The organism is Micromonospora sp. RL09-050-HVF-A (assembly GCF_019374995.1).
Classification (GTDB): Bacteria; Actinomycetota; Actinomycetes; order Mycobacteriales; family Micromonosporaceae; genus Micromonospora; species Micromonospora antibiotica.
Genome location: NZ_JAGKQP010000002.1, coordinates 3,469,916 through 3,487,165 on the forward strand (window position 1 = coordinate 3,469,916; position 17,250 = coordinate 3,487,165).

14 protein-coding genes are annotated in these 17,250 nt (G+C 74.1%); 4 read left to right on the top strand and 10 right to left on the bottom strand.

Features of this window, described 5'->3' with window-relative positions; all coding sequences use genetic code 11:
* Positions 1–85: 85 nt before the first annotated feature.
* Positions 86–3,385, bottom strand: coding sequence for a S8 family serine peptidase (locus J7462_RS14975; protein ID WP_219470363.1), 3,300 nt, complete (start codon positions 3,383–3,385; stop codon positions 86–88).
* Between the two features lie 201 nt (positions 3,386–3,586).
* On the opposite strand from J7462_RS14975, the gene J7462_RS14980 reads away from it, so the two are divergent.
* Entirely contained in the window at positions 3,587–4,144 is a 558-nt protein-coding gene (locus tag J7462_RS14980) for a sugar O-acetyltransferase (protein ID WP_308290910.1), read from the top strand.
* Positions 4,145–4,235: 91 nt separating this feature from the next.
* Positions 4,236–6,809 carry a hypothetical protein gene (locus J7462_RS14985; RefSeq protein ID WP_219464605.1) on the top strand — a complete coding sequence of 858 codons (2,574 nt, stop codon included), beginning with the start codon at positions 4,236–4,238 and terminating at the stop codon, positions 6,807–6,809.
* On the opposite strand, the gene J7462_RS14990 is transcribed toward J7462_RS14985, so the two are convergent.
* The 5 genes from J7462_RS14990 to fdxA form a co-directional block, all read right to left on the bottom strand.
* Complete coding sequence (locus J7462_RS14990; RefSeq protein WP_219464607.1) at positions 6,792–7,433, bottom strand: nucleoside/nucleotide kinase family protein; 642 nt, start codon at positions 7,431–7,433, stop codon at positions 6,792–6,794. The genes J7462_RS14985 and J7462_RS14990 overlap by 18 nt on opposite strands.
* On the bottom strand, positions 7,433–8,071 hold the full coding sequence (locus J7462_RS14995) for an SIMPL domain-containing protein (RefSeq protein WP_219464608.1): 639 nt from the start codon (positions 8,069–8,071) through the stop codon (positions 7,433–7,435). Before J7462_RS14995 ends, J7462_RS14990 begins: the two co-directional genes overlap by 1 nt.
* Positions 8,072–8,118: 47 nt before the next feature.
* Positions 8,119–9,132 (bottom strand): prephenate dehydrogenase, encoded by a 1,014-nt coding sequence (locus J7462_RS15000; RefSeq protein ID WP_219464610.1) that lies wholly within the window; start codon positions 9,130–9,132, stop codon positions 8,119–8,121.
* Between the two features lie 11 nt (positions 9,133–9,143).
* Positions 9,144–10,241: a succinyldiaminopimelate transaminase gene (gene dapC / locus J7462_RS15005; RefSeq protein WP_219464611.1), complete on the bottom strand. Its 1,098-nt coding sequence runs from the start codon at positions 10,239–10,241 to the stop codon at positions 9,144–9,146.
* A gap of 158 nt (positions 10,242–10,399) precedes the next feature.
* On the bottom strand, positions 10,400–10,726 hold the full coding sequence (fdxA, locus tag J7462_RS15010; RefSeq protein ID WP_007072862.1) for a ferredoxin: 327 nt from the start codon (positions 10,724–10,726) through the stop codon (positions 10,400–10,402).
* A 79-nt stretch (positions 10,727–10,805) separates the two neighbouring features.
* Between fdxA and J7462_RS15015 the strand changes: the two genes are divergently transcribed.
* Positions 10,806–11,801 (top strand): GNAT family N-acetyltransferase, encoded by a 996-nt coding sequence (locus J7462_RS15015; protein WP_219464612.1) that lies wholly within the window; start codon positions 10,806–10,808, stop codon positions 11,799–11,801.
* A gap of 19 nt (positions 11,802–11,820) precedes the next feature.
* Here J7462_RS15015 and J7462_RS15020 read toward each other — a convergent pair whose 3' ends face one another.
* The 3 genes from J7462_RS15020 to mshB form a co-directional block, all read right to left on the bottom strand.
* Complete coding sequence (locus tag J7462_RS15020) at positions 11,821–12,285, bottom strand: hypothetical protein (RefSeq protein WP_208568042.1); 465 nt, start codon at positions 12,283–12,285, stop codon at positions 11,821–11,823.
* An 81-nt stretch (positions 12,286–12,366) separates the two neighbouring features.
* Positions 12,367–12,810: a hypothetical protein gene (locus J7462_RS15025; RefSeq protein ID WP_219464613.1), complete on the bottom strand. Its 444-nt coding sequence runs from the start codon at positions 12,808–12,810 to the stop codon at positions 12,367–12,369.
* A 17-nt stretch (positions 12,811–12,827) separates the two neighbouring features.
* Complete coding sequence (gene mshB / locus J7462_RS15030) at positions 12,828–13,835, bottom strand: N-acetyl-1-D-myo-inositol-2-amino-2-deoxy-alpha-D-glucopyranoside deacetylase (RefSeq protein WP_219464614.1); 1,008 nt, start codon at positions 13,833–13,835, stop codon at positions 12,828–12,830.
* An 86-nt stretch (positions 13,836–13,921) separates the two neighbouring features.
* Here mshB and J7462_RS15035 point away from each other — a divergent pair, with 86 nt between their 5' ends.
* Positions 13,922–16,066 (top strand): prolyl oligopeptidase family serine peptidase, encoded by a 2,145-nt coding sequence (locus J7462_RS15035; RefSeq protein ID WP_219464615.1) that lies wholly within the window; start codon positions 13,922–13,924, stop codon positions 16,064–16,066.
* 178 nt (positions 16,067–16,244) lie between these two features.
* Here J7462_RS15035 and J7462_RS15040 read toward each other — a convergent pair whose 3' ends face one another.
* On the bottom strand, positions 16,245–17,009 hold the full coding sequence (locus tag J7462_RS15040) for a bifunctional 2-polyprenyl-6-hydroxyphenol methylase/3-demethylubiquinol 3-O-methyltransferase UbiG (protein ID WP_219464616.1): 765 nt from the start codon (positions 17,007–17,009) through the stop codon (positions 16,245–16,247).
* Positions 17,010–17,250: the final 241 nt, after the last annotated feature.

A 17,250-nucleotide genomic window follows, 5' to 3' on the forward strand; every position in this document is an offset into this window, starting at 1 on the left:
AGCCGCCCGGCGGCGTGCGGGCCGCCGTCGGTGCGCGCACGGGCTCCGGGCCCGCGACGTCACCGTCGCGGGCCCGGACGTCGGGTCACTTCAGGCGGTACGCCTGGATGATCCGGGTGCTCGCGGTGTTGCCGTCGGTGTCCCGGGCGGTCGCCCGCAGGGACGCGTACCCGGCACCGGCCGGGTGCTTGACCAGCGCCACCGTGCCCTGGCCCGGCACCTTCACCACGGTCGCCCGCCGCCAGGTCTTCCCGCCGTCGTACGACACGTCGACGCTGAGCTTCGCCAGCTTGGCGGTGCCGGCGCCCGCCTGCCGCCGCACCTGCACCGGTACGGCGAAGACCTGCCCGGCCGGGGCGGTGTTGTCGGCGTTCAGCCGCGGGGTGAACCGGATCTCCGACAGCTGCAGCCGCTTCGGCGTGTCACCCGCCACGTGCCCCGAGCGGAAGGTCCAGCTCGCCTCCACCTCGGTGCTGAGGTCGGTGAGGTTCCGCTTGGCCCCGACGGTCAGCTTGTAGTCGGCGTCCCCCTTCGGCACGGTGAACTCGCCGTACCCCGAGGTGTCGAGCTCCTCCACCAGCTTGCCGTTGCGCCACAGGACGGTACGGGCGGTGTCGTTGAGCGACACCCCGATGTGCCCGGCCGCGTCACTGTGCAGTGCCACGCTCACCAGGATGGTGTCCCCGATCCGGGTGACGCTCTCCTCCGGCCAGCGTGGGGTGGGCAGGGACGGCCCGAGCGGCGCGGCCCCCCAGGTCTCGGTGACCCGGCGGCCTGCCTGGTAGGCGGCGGACCGGCTCAGGAGGATCGCCTGGAGGTCCAGCCAGCCATCCTCGGTCCGGGTGCCGAAGTCCAGTTCGGAGTCCCAGCGCACACCCTTGGTGCTGTAGTGCTCGACCCGCTGGCCGGGCACGTCGGTGGCGAGCCCGACGGCCCAGCCGCCGGTGTTGTAGCCGTTGTCCGGGAAGACCAGCCGCTCGGCTTCCATCTTCGGGTACGGGTCACGGAACCTGTGCACCACCGTGGCCAGGTCACGCTTGCGGTAGTCGCGGACGAAACCACTGGGCAGCCTGCCCGGGATGGTCTCGGCCAGCGCGTACAGGTAGGGGCTGTGCTCGGCTTCGAGGTCGGCCCACTGGCTGTTGACGGTGGCGACGAACTCGTCGGCCGACACCGCCCTGCCGAGCTGCCCGGTGGACAGTCCGTCGAAGGTGTCGAAGGAGACGATGCCGGAGCCGAAGCTGCCGCCGTCGGGGGTGAGGAAGTTGGCGCTGACGTCGACCAGGGCGACCTTCGCGTCGGCCTGCGGGACGGTCATCCGCACCGGCTTGGCCTTGCGCAGATCGATGGTGACCGCCGTGTCGCCGTCGACCACCAGCTCCGGCTGGGCGAGCAGGGCCAGCCCGCCCGACTGCTCGTCCGGCCCCGGCTCGAAGAAGACGCTGCTCAGCCCGTACCTGCCCTTGGGGACCCGGACCTCGGCGACGCCGTCGAAGTCGGTGACGTCCACCAGGTCGTACCCGGTGAGGTCGGCCAGGGTGGTCGAGTAGTCGCCGCCGGGCTTTCCGCTGCGGTCGAGGTGGGTGAGCGTGACGGTGTAGCTCTCCACCTCCCGGTGCACGGCCAGCGGGGTCACCGCGACGGTGGACCCCGACCGGGCCACCACCCGACCGGTCCAGTAGCCGTCGACACCGAGTCGGGTGTCGGCGGTGACGGTGGTCTCGGCCCGACCGCCGGCCGGGACGGTGATCCGGTTGACGCCGAGGGTGAACATGCCGGCCGGCGCGGCCTTCCCGCCCGGTCCCTGCACCTCAAGGGTCAGGTCGAGGGTGACCGGGGCCGTCCCGGCGTTGTGCCAGGCGACGGTCCGGGTGATCGGGGCGTCGTCGCCGTGCGGCCAGAGGGCCCGACCGAACGAGACGCTGACCGGGTCGGTGGTGACCTGCTCGGTGATCGCCCGGGTCAGGTCCACCCGACCGGCGCCCTGTTCGTATGCGGTCTGCGTGGGGTGCGGCTTGGCGGCGGCCATCAGGGTCGCCTTGAGCTGCCCGGCCTTCCAGCCGGGGTGCTGCTGGGCCAGCAACGCCACCGAGCCGGCGACGTGCGGGGTGGCCATCGAGGTGCCGGAGAGTGCGACGTACTGCGTCCCCACCGGGTCACCGATCTGGCCGTCGACGGAGCGGGCGGCCACGATGTCGACGCCGGGTGCGGTGATGTCGGGCTTGAGCGCGTCGTCACCGACCCGGGGACCCCGGCTGGAGAAGTCGGCCAGTTCGTCGTCCCGGTCGACCGCGCCGACGGTGAGCGCGGCGTCGGCGCTGCCAGGTGAGCCGACCGAGCCGTCCCGGCCGTCGTTGCCGGCGGCGATGACGAAGAGGCTGCCGGTCTGGGCGGTCAGCGTCTGGACGGCCTCCTCCAGCGGGTCGACCTCCGGGGTGTCCGTGCCACCGAGGCTGAGGTTGACCACGGCGGCCTTCTTGTCGACAGTGGCCCACTGCATGCCGGCCAGGATCGACGACTCGGCGCAGCCGAACTCCTCGCAGACCTTGCCGTCGAGGAGCTTCGCGTCCGGCGCGACGCCCTTGTACTTCCCACCGGAGGCGGCACCGCTGCCGGCGATGGTGGACGCGACGTGGGTGCCGTGCCCGACGGTGTCCTTCTGGTCCGGCGTGTCGCTGAAGTTGCGTGCCTCGCTCACCTTGCCGGCCAGGTCCGGGTGGGTGGCGTCGACGCCGGTGTCCAGCACCGCGACGGTCACCCCCTTGCCGGTGTAACCGGCCGCCCATGCGGTCGGCGCACCGATCTGGGGCACGCTGTGGTCGAGGGAGAGTGCGCGACGACCGTCCAACCAGATCCGCTCGACGCCCCCTGCCGCGCCGAGTCGGGCACTGCCGGCACCGGTGAGCGTGGACCAGACCGCGCCGGCTGAGGACTTGCCGGCGGTCAGGGCCGCGCCCTGGATCGCCGGGAGCTCGCGGGTCACCCGGGTGCCGGGCAGCGCGGTCGCGCCACGCCGGGACTGCTCCGAGCGGTACGACACCAGCAGTGGCAGATTGTCCCGGTGGGCGTCGTCGTAGCGGGCGGCGATCAGCGCGGTGACGTCGAACAGCCGCCGGTCGACCTGGCCCGAGCGCAGCAGCGGCAGCGCGTCGCGGGGCACCACGTTGAGGTGGCCGTGTTCGCGGCGGACCAGGAACTGCTGGTGCTTGCGGCCGACGCCGGGGCGCACGGCGGCGCCACCGGTGCGGGTGACGGTGACCTGGTCCCCGGTGATCAGGGTGACCGTGGTGGAGCCGGCGGCCGGCGTGGTGGGCCGGGACGCGGGCGGGGCGGCCGGGGCGGCGTTCGCGCCCGTCGCCGGCAGACCGAGAGCCAGGGCGAGCACCAACCCGCCGGCCGCGGTTCTTCTGCTTCCGTGCAACGGATCCTCCTTCTGGGGCGTTTCATGACCGGAGTCACATCGACGCCTAGAATTACATACCCGGTATGCAAATAGAAGGCCGAATGATGACCGTCCGGACACATTGCTGCGACAGGACCGACCCACTTCCCACCCCGGGGACGACCGACCGGTGACCATGGCCTGGTGACGTCCATGAGGGAACGCATGCTCGCCGGCGAGCCGTACATCGCGAACGAGCCCGAGATCATCGCCGACCTGGACCGCGCGGCGCGGCTCACCGAACGCTTCAACCGCAGCGCCGCCGACGACCCGCAGGGCCGGCTCGCCACCCTGCGCGACCTGCTCGGCAGCCTCGGCGAGGGCGCCTGGGTACGCCCGCCGCTGCACTGCGACTACGGCTGGCAGACCCACCTCGGGGCCCGCAGCTTCGTCAACTTCAACGCGGTCCTGCTCGACGTGGCCCGGATCACCATCGGCGCGGACGTCCAGATCGGACCCAACGTGCAACTGCTCACCGCCACCCACCCGGTCGAGGCGGAGCCCCGCCGGGCCAAGTGGGAGTCCGCCCAGCCGATCACCATCGGCGACAACGTCTGGCTCGGCGGCGGGGTGATCGTCCTCGCCGGAGTGACCATCGGGGCGAACACGGTGGTCGGGGCCGGCGCGGTGGTCACCCGCGACCTACCGGCCAACGTGGTCGCCGTGGGTAACCCAGCACGGGTGATCCGTACCCTGAAATAGCGGCTGAGCTGCGAGAACACCGGACAGATCGGTGGGCGAATCAGGAAATCCGATGCACTCTGGGTAGTGAAGACGTCACCAGGGAGCACCGATGGCCGAGCGTGTACTCGAACTCCGGGTGCACGGCGTGTCGAACACCCCGCCCGACCAGATCCTCGGCCTGCCCACCGACCCGACCGGTGTCGGCCAGCCGCCCCGACTCGTCTCCGGCGGTGACGTCACGGGCTTCTACCGCGCCAGCGACTCCGCCCCGGACGACCCGGTCGTCGTCGAGGCGTACAGCTGGGGGCAGTTGACGTCGGGGGCGCGGACCGCACGTGACGTCGAACGGGCCCTGTGGACGCTGCTGCTGCCGTTCACCCTGGCCAACGTCGCGCTGTACGCCCGCCCCGGCATCCCGCCCGACCCGGACACCGAACGCTGGGGCAGCCGCTCCGGCATCACCGCCTGGCTGATCCGGCTGTTCTGTCTGAGCCTCACCGGCACCCTGGTGCTCGCCGCCGCCGGCGTCGGGGTCGACCTGATCGCCTGGCAGTGCATCGATCAGGAGTGCCTGCGGCAACTGCCCGGCTCGTGGGAGTTCCTCGGCCGGGGCTGGTGGCGCACGGACGCCCACGCGCTCGCCGCCGGCCTGCTGGTGCCGTTGTCCATGCTGCTGGTGCTCGGCGTCGTCGCTTGGCGCACCTACCAGTACGAGGCCGAGATGCCCGCCGACCCCCGCCCCCCGCTGGCCGACGACGGGGAACAACCCGCCGCTGCCGGGCCCGGCCTGGCCAACCCGTTGCAGGACCCCACCTTCTGGAGCGGGGAGGGCCAACTGCGCCGCGCCGCCGTCCTGCACCTGTGCGTCGGCGCGGCGCTCGCCGCCGCGGTACCCGTCGGCGCAGTGCTGGTGATGGACCCGGCCCGGGGCGTACGGGCCGTGATCGCCGCCCCGACCGTCACCGCCCTGGTCGTGGTGGTGGCGATCGCGGTGGTGGCGGTGGGCCGGCCCTGGCTGACCCGGCGCAGCGGGGCCACCCCGCTCGGCCGGTGGAGCCTCGCCGTCGGCGTGCTCACCGGCCTGGCCCTGGTCGGCACCTTCACCCTCCTGCTGCTGCCGGACGGCCCCGCCGGCACCCCGCTGGCGCAGTGGCGTCCGCCCGCCGGGTGCGCCCGTGACCCGGGCCTCGCCGGCTGCCTCACCGACCACTCCCTGCCCGGCTACGACGGTCTCGTCGCCTGGCTCGCCACCTACCAGGTGCTGCTGCTGATCGCCATCGGCACGGTCGCCCGGTCGGGACGACGCGCCCTGCTCCTCCCCGGCACGGTCGGCGTGCTGCTGCCCCTCGGGATGGCCTGGCGCGACGGCTGGCTGCCCGGCCTCCCCACCGCCCCCGACGGGCTGCTGATCTGGATGCTCGCCGCACCGGCCATCGCGGTCGCCGCGATCGGGTTGCTGCTGCCGCGCACCGGCAGCGACGACGACCAGCAACCGCTCGGCACGTACACCGACGTGGCCTGGGGCGGCCGGGGGGCGGCGGTGATCGCCGGCTTCGGCTGGATGATGGCCATCGCCTACTGTGCCGGCCTGCTCTACTGGATCGCCGACCGGCTCGACGGTCCCGCCTCACCCAGCGGATTCTCCCCGATCGCGCCGCCGCTGCCGGTAATCTGGGCCGGCCTGGCCTTCACCGTCGCCACCGCCGCCCTGATCGGCACGCTGATCCGCGCCGCAATGATCTTCGGCGGGCTGCGTCGCGCCGAGTACACCCGGCTCACCGCCGGCCGGCGGGACCTCTCCGCGCACGACCTGCGCCGCTGCCGGGACGTCAGCACCTTCCGCGCGCTGCACCGCCTGGTCGGCGAACACGCGGTACGGCTGATCGGCCACTACGCCGCCATCGCGGCGGTGCTGGTGGCCTTCTCCTGCGTGGCCGCGCTCACCCGTACCCGCCCCGCACCGGCCGGCGCGTCGGGCTGGGTGGGTCTGGTACGCGCCGCCGCCGACCTCGGCGACACCATGCTGGGCTGGCTCCCCCTGGTGGTCGCCGGCCTGGGCCTGCTCGTCTACCGCAACGACACCGTCCGGCGCAGCGTCGGGGTGCTCTGGGACATCGGCACCTTCTGGCCGCGCGCCGCGCACCCGCTCGCCCCGCCCAGCTATGCGGAACGGGCCGTACCCGAGTTGCAGACCCGGGTCGCCGGAATCCTGGCGCTGAGCGAACAGGACCCGCGCCGGATGGACGGGGTGATCCTCTCCGGGCACAGCCAGGGCACGGTGATCTGCGCGGCGACGCTGCTCCAGCTCCCGGCCCGGTGGCGGCGGCGGATCTGGTTCCTGTCGTACGGCTGCCAGCTCACCCGGCTCTACGGACGGGTCTTCCCCGCCTACTTCGGCCCGGACCGGCTCCGGGTGCTCGCCGACAACCTGACCTGGCCCTCCGGCCACGTCGCGTGGACCAACTTCTGGCGCGACACCGACCCCCTCGGCTGGCGGGTCAGCGCCGGGGAACGGGACGTGCCGGTGACCGACCCGGAGGCGCTGCACCCCAGCGGGGGTGAGGTCGCCGACCCGCCGATCCGCAACCACAGCGGCTATCCGGAGGCGTTGGAGTTCCACCGGGAACGGACCCTGGTGGCCCGGCTGCTGCGGCGTACCGTCCCGTCACCCCGGGTCGGTTGACCGGATCACCAGGTCGGCCCGGTCGGCGGTGCCCGCCACCAGCGCGGCGTTCGCCTCGTCGCTGCCGTACGCCCAGGTGTGCGCCGCCTCCGGCGACCGCCCGTACGCCACGTGCCGCGCCACCAACCGACGCAACCGCAGCTCGGCGTCCAGGTCGAGGAACCACGCCTCGTGCAGCAACGACCGCACCTCGTCCCAGGGGGGATCGTCGAGCAGCAGATAGTTGCCCTCGGTCACCACCAGCCGGACCGAGGGCGGCACCTCCACCGCCCCGGCCACCGGCTCCTCCAGATCACGGCGGAACAGCGGCGCGTACACGGCGGTCGGCTCCAACCGGCGCAACCGGCGCAGCAACGACACGTACCCGTTGGCGTCGAAGGTGTCGACCGCGCCCTTGCGGTCGGCCCGGCCCAGCCGGACCAGCTCCGCCTGGGCGAGGTGGAAACCGTCCATCGGCACCAGCCGGGCGGTCGGGCCGACCGCCGCGACGATCCGCTCGGCCAGCGTGGACTTGCCCGCCCCGGGCGCACCGGTGATGCCCAGCAGCTGCCGGGGGCCGGCGTCGGCCAGCGACCGGGCCCGGGCCACCAGGTCGTCGAGGGAGCACGGACGCGCCTCGGGCATCAGGTCAGGACCGGCTCGCTGATGGTGAACCGGGCCCGCACCACCGCGTGCACCGACTGCGGGCGGGGGTCGAGTTCCAGCTCCGGTGCGCCGGCCATCCGGTCCTGGCGGGCGTACATCGCCCCACCCCCGGCGAACCCCTCGTCGGTGTCGGCCAGCTCCAGCAGGGCGGTCACCCGGGCACCGAGCGCCTCGGCGTACTCCCGGGCCCGGCGCAACGCGTCGGCGATCGCCTCGTGCCGGGCCTCCCGGTGGGCCGGGCTGTCCGGCCGCAGCGACCACCAGGGGCCGGCCACCTCGACGTGGTCCAGCTCGGCCAGCCGCAACATCAGCTCGGCCAGGGAGCCGAAGTCGGTGACGGTGACCGTGGTGGAGACGCTGCCCAGGTAGCCGACGACCCGCTCACCGGACCGGTTCGTCTCGGGTCGCACCCGCAGCTCCCCGGCCTCCCGGCGGTCCACCGCCGGCTCGTGCTCGTCGAGCAGCACCCGGACGGCGGCGGCCCGCTCGGCGAGCCGGGTCAGGGCGACCTGACGGTCCCGTTCCCGGGCCGTCGCGGTCACCTCGAACCGGGCCAGCTCGGGTGCCACCTCCCGGTACGCCTCACCGCGTACCGCCACCACCGGTCCGTCCGCCACGCACCCACCCTAACGGCGCAACCGGACCGCCGCCGGTTTCCGCACGGTCAGGCCGGGGCCTCGGCGGGCCGCAGACCGGTGTACGTCACCGTCTCCCCCGCCACCGTGCAACCGGTGAGGTGCCCACCGGACTCACCCACCGACCGGACGAACGCCAACTCCTGCGCCGGGTCCCCGGCGAGGGCGAACCGCCGGTGGACGGGTCGCACGTCGCCCGGCGGCAGCCGTACCGTCCGGGCCCGCTCGTAGTGCGCCACCAGCGCGGGCAGGTCGTCGTCGCGGACCGCCTCGGTCAGCCCGTCGAGCGCCGCCCGCACCTCGGCCAACTGCCGCAGCACCTGCTCCCGGTTGGCCAGCAGCATGTCGGCGGTACGCCGGGCCGGGGTCGTCGCGACCCGGGTGCCGTCACGGAAGCTGCCCGCCGCGAGCCGGACCACCGCGTCCCGCACCGCCGAGTCGGCGGCGGCCCCGGCCAGGCTGCCGGCCAGCAGGTGCGGTACGTGGGAGGAGAGCGCCACCACGGAGTCGTGCACCCCCGGCGACATCGGTACGACGTGCGCGGCGAAGACGTCGACGATGAGCCCGACCAGCGTCCGGAACGGCACCAACCCGTCGACGCTCGGGCAGAGCACCCAGGCCGCGTCGACGAACAGCCCGGCCAGCGCGGCCGTCAGCCCGGCCCGTTCGGTGCCGGCCATCGGGTGACCGGGGACGAACCGGCCGGTCAGCCCGTGCGCCCCGGCGAACCCGGCGACGGCCGCCTTGGTGCTGCCCACGTCGGTGACGACACACCGGTCGTCGGTCAGCCCGGACACGGTGAGCAGGGTCTGCGGCAGACTCGGCAGGGGACCACCGAGGAACACCACGTCCCGGTCCCGGACCGCGTCGGCCAGCTCGTCGGGGAAGGTGAGGCCCCGGCGACGGCCCTCGGCCCGGGTCGCCGGGTCCGGGTCCCAGCCGGCCACCGGCGTACCCGCCTCGTGCAGCCGCAGCAGGATCGAACCGCCGATCAGGCCGGTGCCGACCACGGCGACCCGGGGCCGGCCCACCTCGTCACCCACCGCAGCCGCCCCTACGGCTGGGCGAGCCGCTGGGCGACCGCCGCGACGTGCGCGTCCGACCCGGTCAACGCCACCCGGACGTGCCGCTGCCCGGCCGGGCCGTAGAAGGCCCCGGCGGCGACCAGGATGCCCCGTCGGGCCAGCCGGTCGACGGTGTCCCAGCAGTCCTCGTCGCGGGTGACCCAGAGGTAGAGGCCCGCCTCGGAGTGGTCCACCCGGAAGCCCGCCCGGGTGAACGCGGCGAGCAGTGTCTCCCGCCGGGCCCGGTAGCGTTCCCGCTGCTCGTCGGCGTGCGCCTGGTCGGCCAGCGCGGCCACCATCGCGGCCTGCACCGGAGCCGGGACGATCATGCCGGCGTGCTTGCGGATCTTCAGCAGCTCGGCGACGAGCGCCGGGTCACCGGCGACGAACCCGGCCCGGTAGCCGGCCAGGTTGGACCGCTTGGACAGCGAGTGCACCGCCAGCACCGAGTCGTACGACCCGCCGCAGACCTCCGGCGCGAGCGCCGACACCGGCGCGGCGTCGGCCGTCCAGCCCAGCGGCAGGTAGCACTCGTCGCTGGCCACCACGGCACCGCGCTCCCGGGCCCAGTCGACCACCTTGCGCAGGTGGGCGGCGGGCAGCACCCGACCGGTCGGGTTGCCGGGCGAGTTGACCCAGACCAGGCGTACCCGGGAGGTGGGGCCGACCGCGGTCAGCGAGTCGGCGCGGACGGTGGTGGCGCCGGCCAGCCGGGCCCCGTCCTCATATGTCGGATAGGCGACCGACGGCACCACGACCACGTCGCCGGGGCCGATCCCGAGCAGGGTGGGCAGCCAGGCGACCAGTTCCTTGGAACCGATCGTCGGCAGCACCCCGAGCCCGTCGGCACCCGCACCGCAGGCGCGGGCCACCCAGCCGGCGATGGCGTCGCGTAGCGCCGGGGTGCCCGCCGTCAGCGGGTAGCCCGGCGCGTCGGCGGCGTCCGCCAGCGCCTGCCGGATCACCGGGGGCACCGGGTCGACCGGCGTGCCCATGGAGAGGTTGATCAGGCCGTCCGGGTGCGCCGCGGCCAGGGCGGCCGCGGCGTCCAGCGTGTCCCAGGTGAACTCGGGCAACCGCGCCGACACCGGACCGGGCCGGGCCGGGCCCGACGCGGACCCGGCCGACGACCCCGACGCACCACCGGCCGGCACCACCGACCCGGGGCCGACCGGCACCACAGCCGGCCCGGCCGGCGAGCCCGGCACCGCAGCCGGCGAGCCCGGTGTCCCGGCTGCCGGCCGGTTCAGTGGCCCTCGCCGCGCGGCGGCTGGCCGGCGACGAACGTCGCGTCCTTCTCCACCTTGCCGATCTTCGACGCGCCGCCCGGCGAGCCCAGGTCCTCGAAGAACTCGTAGTTGGCCCCGGTGTAGTCCTTCCACTGCTCCGGGACGTCGTCCTCGTAGAAGATGGCCTCCACCGGGCAGACCGGCTCACAGGCACCACAGTCGACGCATTCGTCGGGGTGGATGTAGAGCATCCGGTTGCCCTCGTAAATGCAGTCGACCGGGCATTCCTCGATGCATGCCTTGTCGAGCACATCCACGCACGGCTCGGCGATGATGTAGGTCACCGGTCTTCTCCTCCGCCAGACTCGTCGCGATCACCCGCGACGCTAAGAGCCTAGTATCTCGCCGGGGAGGAGGTCGATCGTGCTCCGACAGCAGGATGTGGGACACCGGATCGTGGTTCGCCGCATTGTGGGGATTCGCGAGGGCCGGCCCCTCTTTTCGGACGCCCTCGGTGAGCTGGTCGAGCTGAGCGAGACTCATCTCACCATCGCCACCGCCCAGGGCCGGCTCCGGGTGCCGGTGGCCGAGGTGCACCGGGCCAAGCGGGTGCCCCCCACCCGCCGGCCCACCGCCTCGGCCGTGGTCGAACTGGAACTCGCCGCCGACGAGGCGTGGCCGGCACCGGTACGCGCCCGGCTCGGCGACTGGCTGCTGCGCTCCGCCGACGGCTGGACCGGCCGGGCCAATTCGGCGCTGCCGGTCGGCGACCCGGACCGCCCGCTGCCGGCGGCGATCGACGCGATCGAACGCTGGTACGCCGAACACGGCCAACCCGCCATGGTCAACACGCCGTTGCCGCTGGCCGTGCCGGTCGGCGCCGAACTGGACGCCCGGGGCTGGACCGCCCGGCCGCTGACCCTGGTGCAGACCGTCCCGCTGGCCACGCTGCGGCCGGCGGAGCCGCCCCCCGCATCGCCCCCCGGTCCCACCCCGCAAGGCCCGGCCGGCGGTGCGGCGGTCGCCCTCACCGGCGTGCCGTCCGAGGAGTGGCTCGCGGTCGCCGCCGGGCGCAAGGGCGGCCTGCCGGACTCCGCCCGGCACATCCTGACCGCCGTGGCCCAGGTCCGCTTCGCCCAGGTGTACGCCGACGGCGCGCTGCTGGCGACGGGCCGGGGCACGGTCACCGGGCAGGGCCGCTGGCTGGGGCTCAGCCTGATCGAGGTGGCCCCGCAGGCACGCCGGCAGGGGCTGGCCGCCCGGGTGATCCGGGCGCTGGCCGACTGGGGCACGGCCGAGGGCGCGACCCACGCCTTCCTCCAGGTGGAACAGCGCAACATCGAGGCGGTCTCGCTCTACCGCAAGCTCGGCTTCACCACCCACCACACCTACCTCACCCGCGTCGCCCCTCCCACCTGACCCACCCCGGGCGGGTGGGTCAGCGGCGGACCACCCGGCGGGGCTTGCCCACGTTACGCTCGGCGTACCGTTGGAGCTGGCGGGAGCGGTGGTCGCGGCCGAGGGCGATGAGCACCAGGTAGCCGATCGCCACGCCGGCCGCCGCGGCGGCGAGATAGAGCCAGATCTGGGCGAAGAAGAGCCCCGCTCCCCCACCGAACGGATCGTTGCCGACCAGCAGCGGGCCGACGAGCACGGTCAGCAGCAGCGCCACCGCCACCGCGGCGGCCACGTCGGCTCCCCAACGCGCCGCCGGCACGACCCGGCCCCAGGCGAAGACCACCCCGGCCAGCACCAGTCCGACCACGATGAACATGCCCAGCGAGACCCGGTCGGCGGCAGTGTCGTTCCCGTCGAAGCCGAGCTTGATGATCACCCGGGCCACCACGTTGACCGCGAACAATGCCGCCGCGAGTACGCCGACAGCCCGCCACCGATCTCTCATCACACGCCTCCTGCCACACCGCCCGCCGCGTCGACGGGGCTCCTGGCAGGAATATCTACCACCGTCGGCTGTGTGCCGTCATCACCCGTCGTGGCGGCGCGGCTGCGGGCTGAGGATCTGCCGGAACGCCATCACCGCGAACGTCATCGCGCCGGTGGTGATCATCGCCAGCCCGACCCAGTTGTCCCCGGCGACCAGCAGGTCACCCTCGGCGGTACGGACCGCTGCCACCGCCATCAGCACGAACCACGGCAGGGCCGGCAACGCCACCGCCCACTTGCGGCCGATCGTGGCGTACGCGAACCAGCTCACCGCGATCGCCCCCAGGATGGTGACCACCACCGACACCCCGATCAGCTGCCCGCCGACCCGGACGGTGGACAGCAGCAGGCCGATCAGGGCGGTGAGCACCCCGCCGACCACGGCGACCAGCCCGCCGACCAGCCGCAGCACGACGTCGAACAGGCGTACCGTCGGGCCGGGTGGCGGCGGGACGGCGGCGGTCTCCTCCTCGACTACCGGCATCGGCGTGGCGGGCAGCGTCACCGGAGCCCGGCCGTCGCCGAGGCCGGCCCGCCCCCCACCGGGTACGCCTGCTCCGGCCGACGTGCCGCCGCCACCGGCTGACCGGCAGCCGGGTCGGGCCGGCCGGCGGACGAGCCCGACGGGTTCGTGTCGATCCCGGCGAAGAGGTCACTCTCCCAGCCGTTCGGTCCACCGGCCGGGCCGGGTTCCCCCACCGCCAGGGTGAAGAACTCCACGCCCATGAACTCGGCGCCGAAGTTGCCGGCGATCGCGTACAACCAGGAGTTGGCGGGGATCTGGGTGCCGTGCGCCCGCATCGCCGCCTCTTTGGCGGCGTGCTGGTCGGTGGCGTCGATCCGGGCGGCGATCTGGTCGTCCGGGGTGCCGAAGGGCAGTTCGTCGACGCTGTCGATGCCCGCGAACGGGTTGTCCGAGGACTCGGTGAAGTGGCTCATGCCGGCCTCCAGGACGCTGCGTGGCAGCGCCGTCCAGTAGACCTTGGCCGGGGCGATGCCCTCCGCGGCGGCCAGCTCGTGTGCCCGCATCGTCACCCGGTGCGCCTGGATGTGGTCCGGGTGACCGTAGAAGCCGTTCGGGTCGTAGGTGACCATGACCTGCGGGCGGATCTCCCGGATGACGTCCAGGAGCTGACCGGCGGCCACGTCGAGGTCGGCCGCCCAGAACGCCCGGGGGTGCTCGTTGGTGGCCAGCCCCATCATGCCCGAGTCCCGGTAGCGGCCCGCGCCACCGAGGAAGCGGTGGTCGGTGACGCCGAGCGCGGCGCAGGCGGCGGCCAGCTCCCCGATCCGGAAGCCGCCGAGCTGGTCGGCCTCGGCGGCGGCGAGCTGCGCCAGCTCCGGCACGTGGATCTCGCCTTCCTCGCCGAGGGTGCAGGTCACCAGCGTGACGTGGGCGCCGTCGGCGGCGTAGTGCGCCATCGTCGACCCGGTGCCGATGGACTCGTCGTCGGGATGCGCGTGGACCAGCAGCAGGCGTCGGTCGGGCAGCGTCGTCACGACGGTCACTCTAACCGGCGGTCCGTCCGCGCCGGGGCGTACGCGTCCACCCAGGTCGGCCACATCACGCCCGGCACCGCTCTACGATCCGGGTTGTGGACTTTCCCGAGCTGGCCGCCCGTACCCGTCGGTTCAGCCACGGGGCGCCGCGTGCCGTGTCCGTGACCGGTGACGGTTCCCGGGTGGTCTTCCTCCGCTCGGGCGGCCCGGAGGACCCGGCCGACGCGCTCTGGGCGCTGGATACCGCCTCCGCCGAGGAACGCCTGGTCGCCGACCCGGCCGTGCTGCTCGGCGACGACGCCGACCCGGTGGCGCTGGCCCCCGGTGAGCGGGCGTTGCGCGAACGACGCCGGCTTAGCACCGCCGGCATCGGCTCGTACGCCCTGGACGGGGCGGGCCGGGTGGCGGTGTTCGCGCTGGCCGGCCGGCTGTTCCGGGCCGATCTGGTGCACGGCGACGTGATCGAGGTGAGCACCGTCGGCCCGGTGATCGACCCGCGTCCCGACCCGACCGGTCAGCGGGTGGCCTACGTGACCGACACCGCCGACGGGGTACGCCGGGGCGAGCTGCGGGTGGTCGCCCCGGACGGCACCGACTCCCTGCTGGCCGGCGAGGACGGTGGGGTGAGCTGGGGGCTCGCCGAGCATGTGGCGGCGGAGGAGTTCGGCCGGTTCCGGGGTTACTGGTGGGCCCCGGACGGGCGGATGGTGCTCGCCGCCCGGGTCGACGAGTCCCGGCTGCCGCGCTGGCACCTGCACGACCCGGCGGACCCGGCGACCCCGCCGACCACCGTCGCGTACCCCCGGGCGGGTGGGCCGAACGCCGAGGTCAGCCTGCACCTGCTCGACCTGGACGACGGCTGGGTCGACGTGCACTGGGACCGGGAGACCTACCCGTACCTGGCCTCGGTCGACTGGGCCGACGGCAACCCGCTGATCACGGTGCTGCGCCGGTCGCAGCAACACGGCCTGGTGCTGGCGGTGGACCCGCGTACCGGGGAGACGCAGGTGCACGCGGAGCTGGCCGACCCGCGCTGGGTGGAGCCGATCCCGGGCACCCCCGCGCACCTGCCGGACGGCCGGGTGCTGGTCGGCGGCGAGCTGGCCCACGACGGGTACGACGCCCGCTGCCTGTTCGCCGACGGCACCCTGCTCACCCCGCCCTCGCTGTACGTACGACGGGTGGTGGGCCGGCTGCCCACCGGTCCCGGGCCGGCCGACCTGCTGGTGGAGGCGAGCGAGGGCGAACCGAGCCAACGGCACCTCTACCGGGTCCGTACCGTGATCGGTGGTGGGGTGGACGCCCGCCGGATGAGCAGCACCCCCGGCTGGCACACGGCGGCGGTCGGCGGGGACACCCTGGTGGTCGGCACCGCCTCGCTGGACGAGGCCGGGACGAGCTGGTCGGTGTGGCGCGGCGACCGGGAGGTGGCCCGGCTACGGTCGCTGGCGGCGACCCCGTCGTCGGCGCCCCGGCCGATGCTGGTCCGGGTGACCGACCGCCGGTTACCGTCGGCGGTGCTCTACCCGACCGAGCACGTCAAGGGCACCCGGCTGCCGGTGCTGCTGGACGTCTACGGCGGCCCCGGCCACCAGGAGGTGGTGGCCGCCCGGTCGGCCTGGCTGGAACGGCAGTGGTGGGCGGACTGCGGGTTCGCCGTGGTCACCATCGACAACCGGGGTACGCCGGGCGTGGCACCGTCGTTCGAGAAGGCCATCCACCGGCGGGTGGCCGACGTGATCCTGACCGACCAGGTGGACGCGTTGACCGCGCTCGCCGGCAAGCACCCCGACCTGGACCTCGACCGGGTGGCGATCCGGGGCTGGTCGTTCGGCGGCTGGCTGGCCGGGTTGGCCGTGCTACGCCACCCGGAGCTGTTCCGGTGCGGCATCGCCGGCGCCCCGGTCACCGACTGGACGCTGTACGACACCGCCTACACCGAGCGCTACCTGGGCCTGCCCGACGACGGCATCGACGTGTACGGGCACCACTCGCTGGTGGAGCTGGCGGCGGAGCCGCTGCATCCCGGCGAGCCGGCCCGCCCGCTGCTGCTGGTGCACGGGATGGTCGACGACAACGTGGTCGCCGCGCACACCCTGCGGCTGTCGGCGGCACTGCTGTCGACCGGCCGGCCGCACGCGGTGCTGCCGCTGACCGGGGCCACCCACATGGCGGCCGGTGGGCTGTCCGAACGCCTGCTCCGCCTGGAACTCGACTTCCTCCGTACCCACCTGACCTGAGCCGACGCCGGACCGTCCCGCCGGATCGCGCCGGGGTCGCCTGGGCCGCCGGCTGGCCGGGCGGCGGACCGCCGGGCGGGGCGGGTCAGCGGGCAGTGGACCGCCGGCCGGGCGGGTCAGCGGGCGGCGGGGCGGCGGCCGGGCGGGTCAGCGGGCGGCGGGGCGGCGGCCGGGCGGGTCAGCGGGCGGCGGGGCGGCGGGCCAGTAGGGCGAACGCGTTCGGCAGGCGGCCCCGAAAGGCCGCCGCGTCGATGTCGCCCATCCGCCAGAACGGCTCCGCGTACTCGTCGAGCTGCCGGATCTCCAGACCCGCAGCGACCACGGCGGTGACGATCCGGCCGAGCGTCCACTGCCACATCACCGCCCCGTGCGCGGGGAAACTGTCGTCGGCGCAGACGAACGAGCGGCCGAAGTAGCTGCGGTCGGGGCGGATGCGCGGCTCGTCCAGATCCCAGGTCCACAGGTCGGTGGCCGGATGACCGTCGTGGATGAACAGGTGACCGCCGGGGCGCAGCAGGCGGGCCATATCCGCAGCCCAGGCGTCGATGTCGGGCATCCAGATCAGCGCGCCCTTGCCGGTGTAGACGAGGTCGACGCTGCCGTCACGCAGCGGCACCCCGGGGACCGTCCCGAGCAGGTAGTGACAGGCGGCACCGAGGGCGTCGGCACGCCCCCGCGCTCCCTGGATCGCGCTTTCGCTGTAGTCGACACCGACCACCATCCGGGCACCCGCGTCGACCAGGGCGATGTCGTCCTGACCGTTGCCGCTCTGCGGATGCACCACCAGCGGTCGGGTCGCCAGGATGTCCCGGAGCAGCGCGCGTTCACTGGCGATGAGCGTGACGCCGGCCGCCGCCTCGGCCGCCATCTGATCGTTGGCCCAAACCCGCTCCTGATGGGCCAGTTCCCAGGCGGTCCGGTTGGCACGCGACGTCGGGTCCATGCCCTGCACTCTCCCGACCGACCACCCGACGGTCAATCGATTTGCGCCTCTACCCGGCCACACCCCGCCCCGCCCGGCCACGCCCCGCCCGGCCACGCCCGCCCGGCCACGCCCCGCCCGGCCACGCCCCGCCCGGCCACGCCCCGCCTTGCCCCGGTGATCAAGAGGTTCGCGTCATCCTGCGGCCGGAATCTGACGCAAACCTCTTGATCACCGGGGTCGGGTGGTGGACGAAGCGACT

Excerpts from the sequence above, each read along its gene's own strand:
- J7462_RS15020 (WP_208568042.1), bottom strand. The coding sequence starts at position 12,285 with ATGAGAGATCGGTGGCGGGCTGTCGGCGTACTCGCGGCGGCATTGTTC.
- J7462_RS14985 (WP_219464605.1), top strand. The coding sequence starts at position 4,236 with ATGGCCGAGCGTGTACTCGAACTCCGGGTGCACGGCGTGTCGAACACC.
- J7462_RS15025 (WP_219464613.1), bottom strand. The coding sequence starts at position 12,810 with ATGCCGGTAGTCGAGGAGGAGACCGCCGCCGTCCCGCCGCCACCCGGC.
- J7462_RS15040 (WP_219464616.1), bottom strand. The coding sequence starts at position 17,009 with ATGGACCCGACGTCGCGTGCCAACCGGACCGCCTGGGAACTGGCCCAT.
- J7462_RS14990 (WP_219464607.1), bottom strand. The coding sequence starts at position 7,433 with ATGCCCGAGGCGCGTCCGTGCTCCCTCGACGACCTGGTGGCCCGGGCC.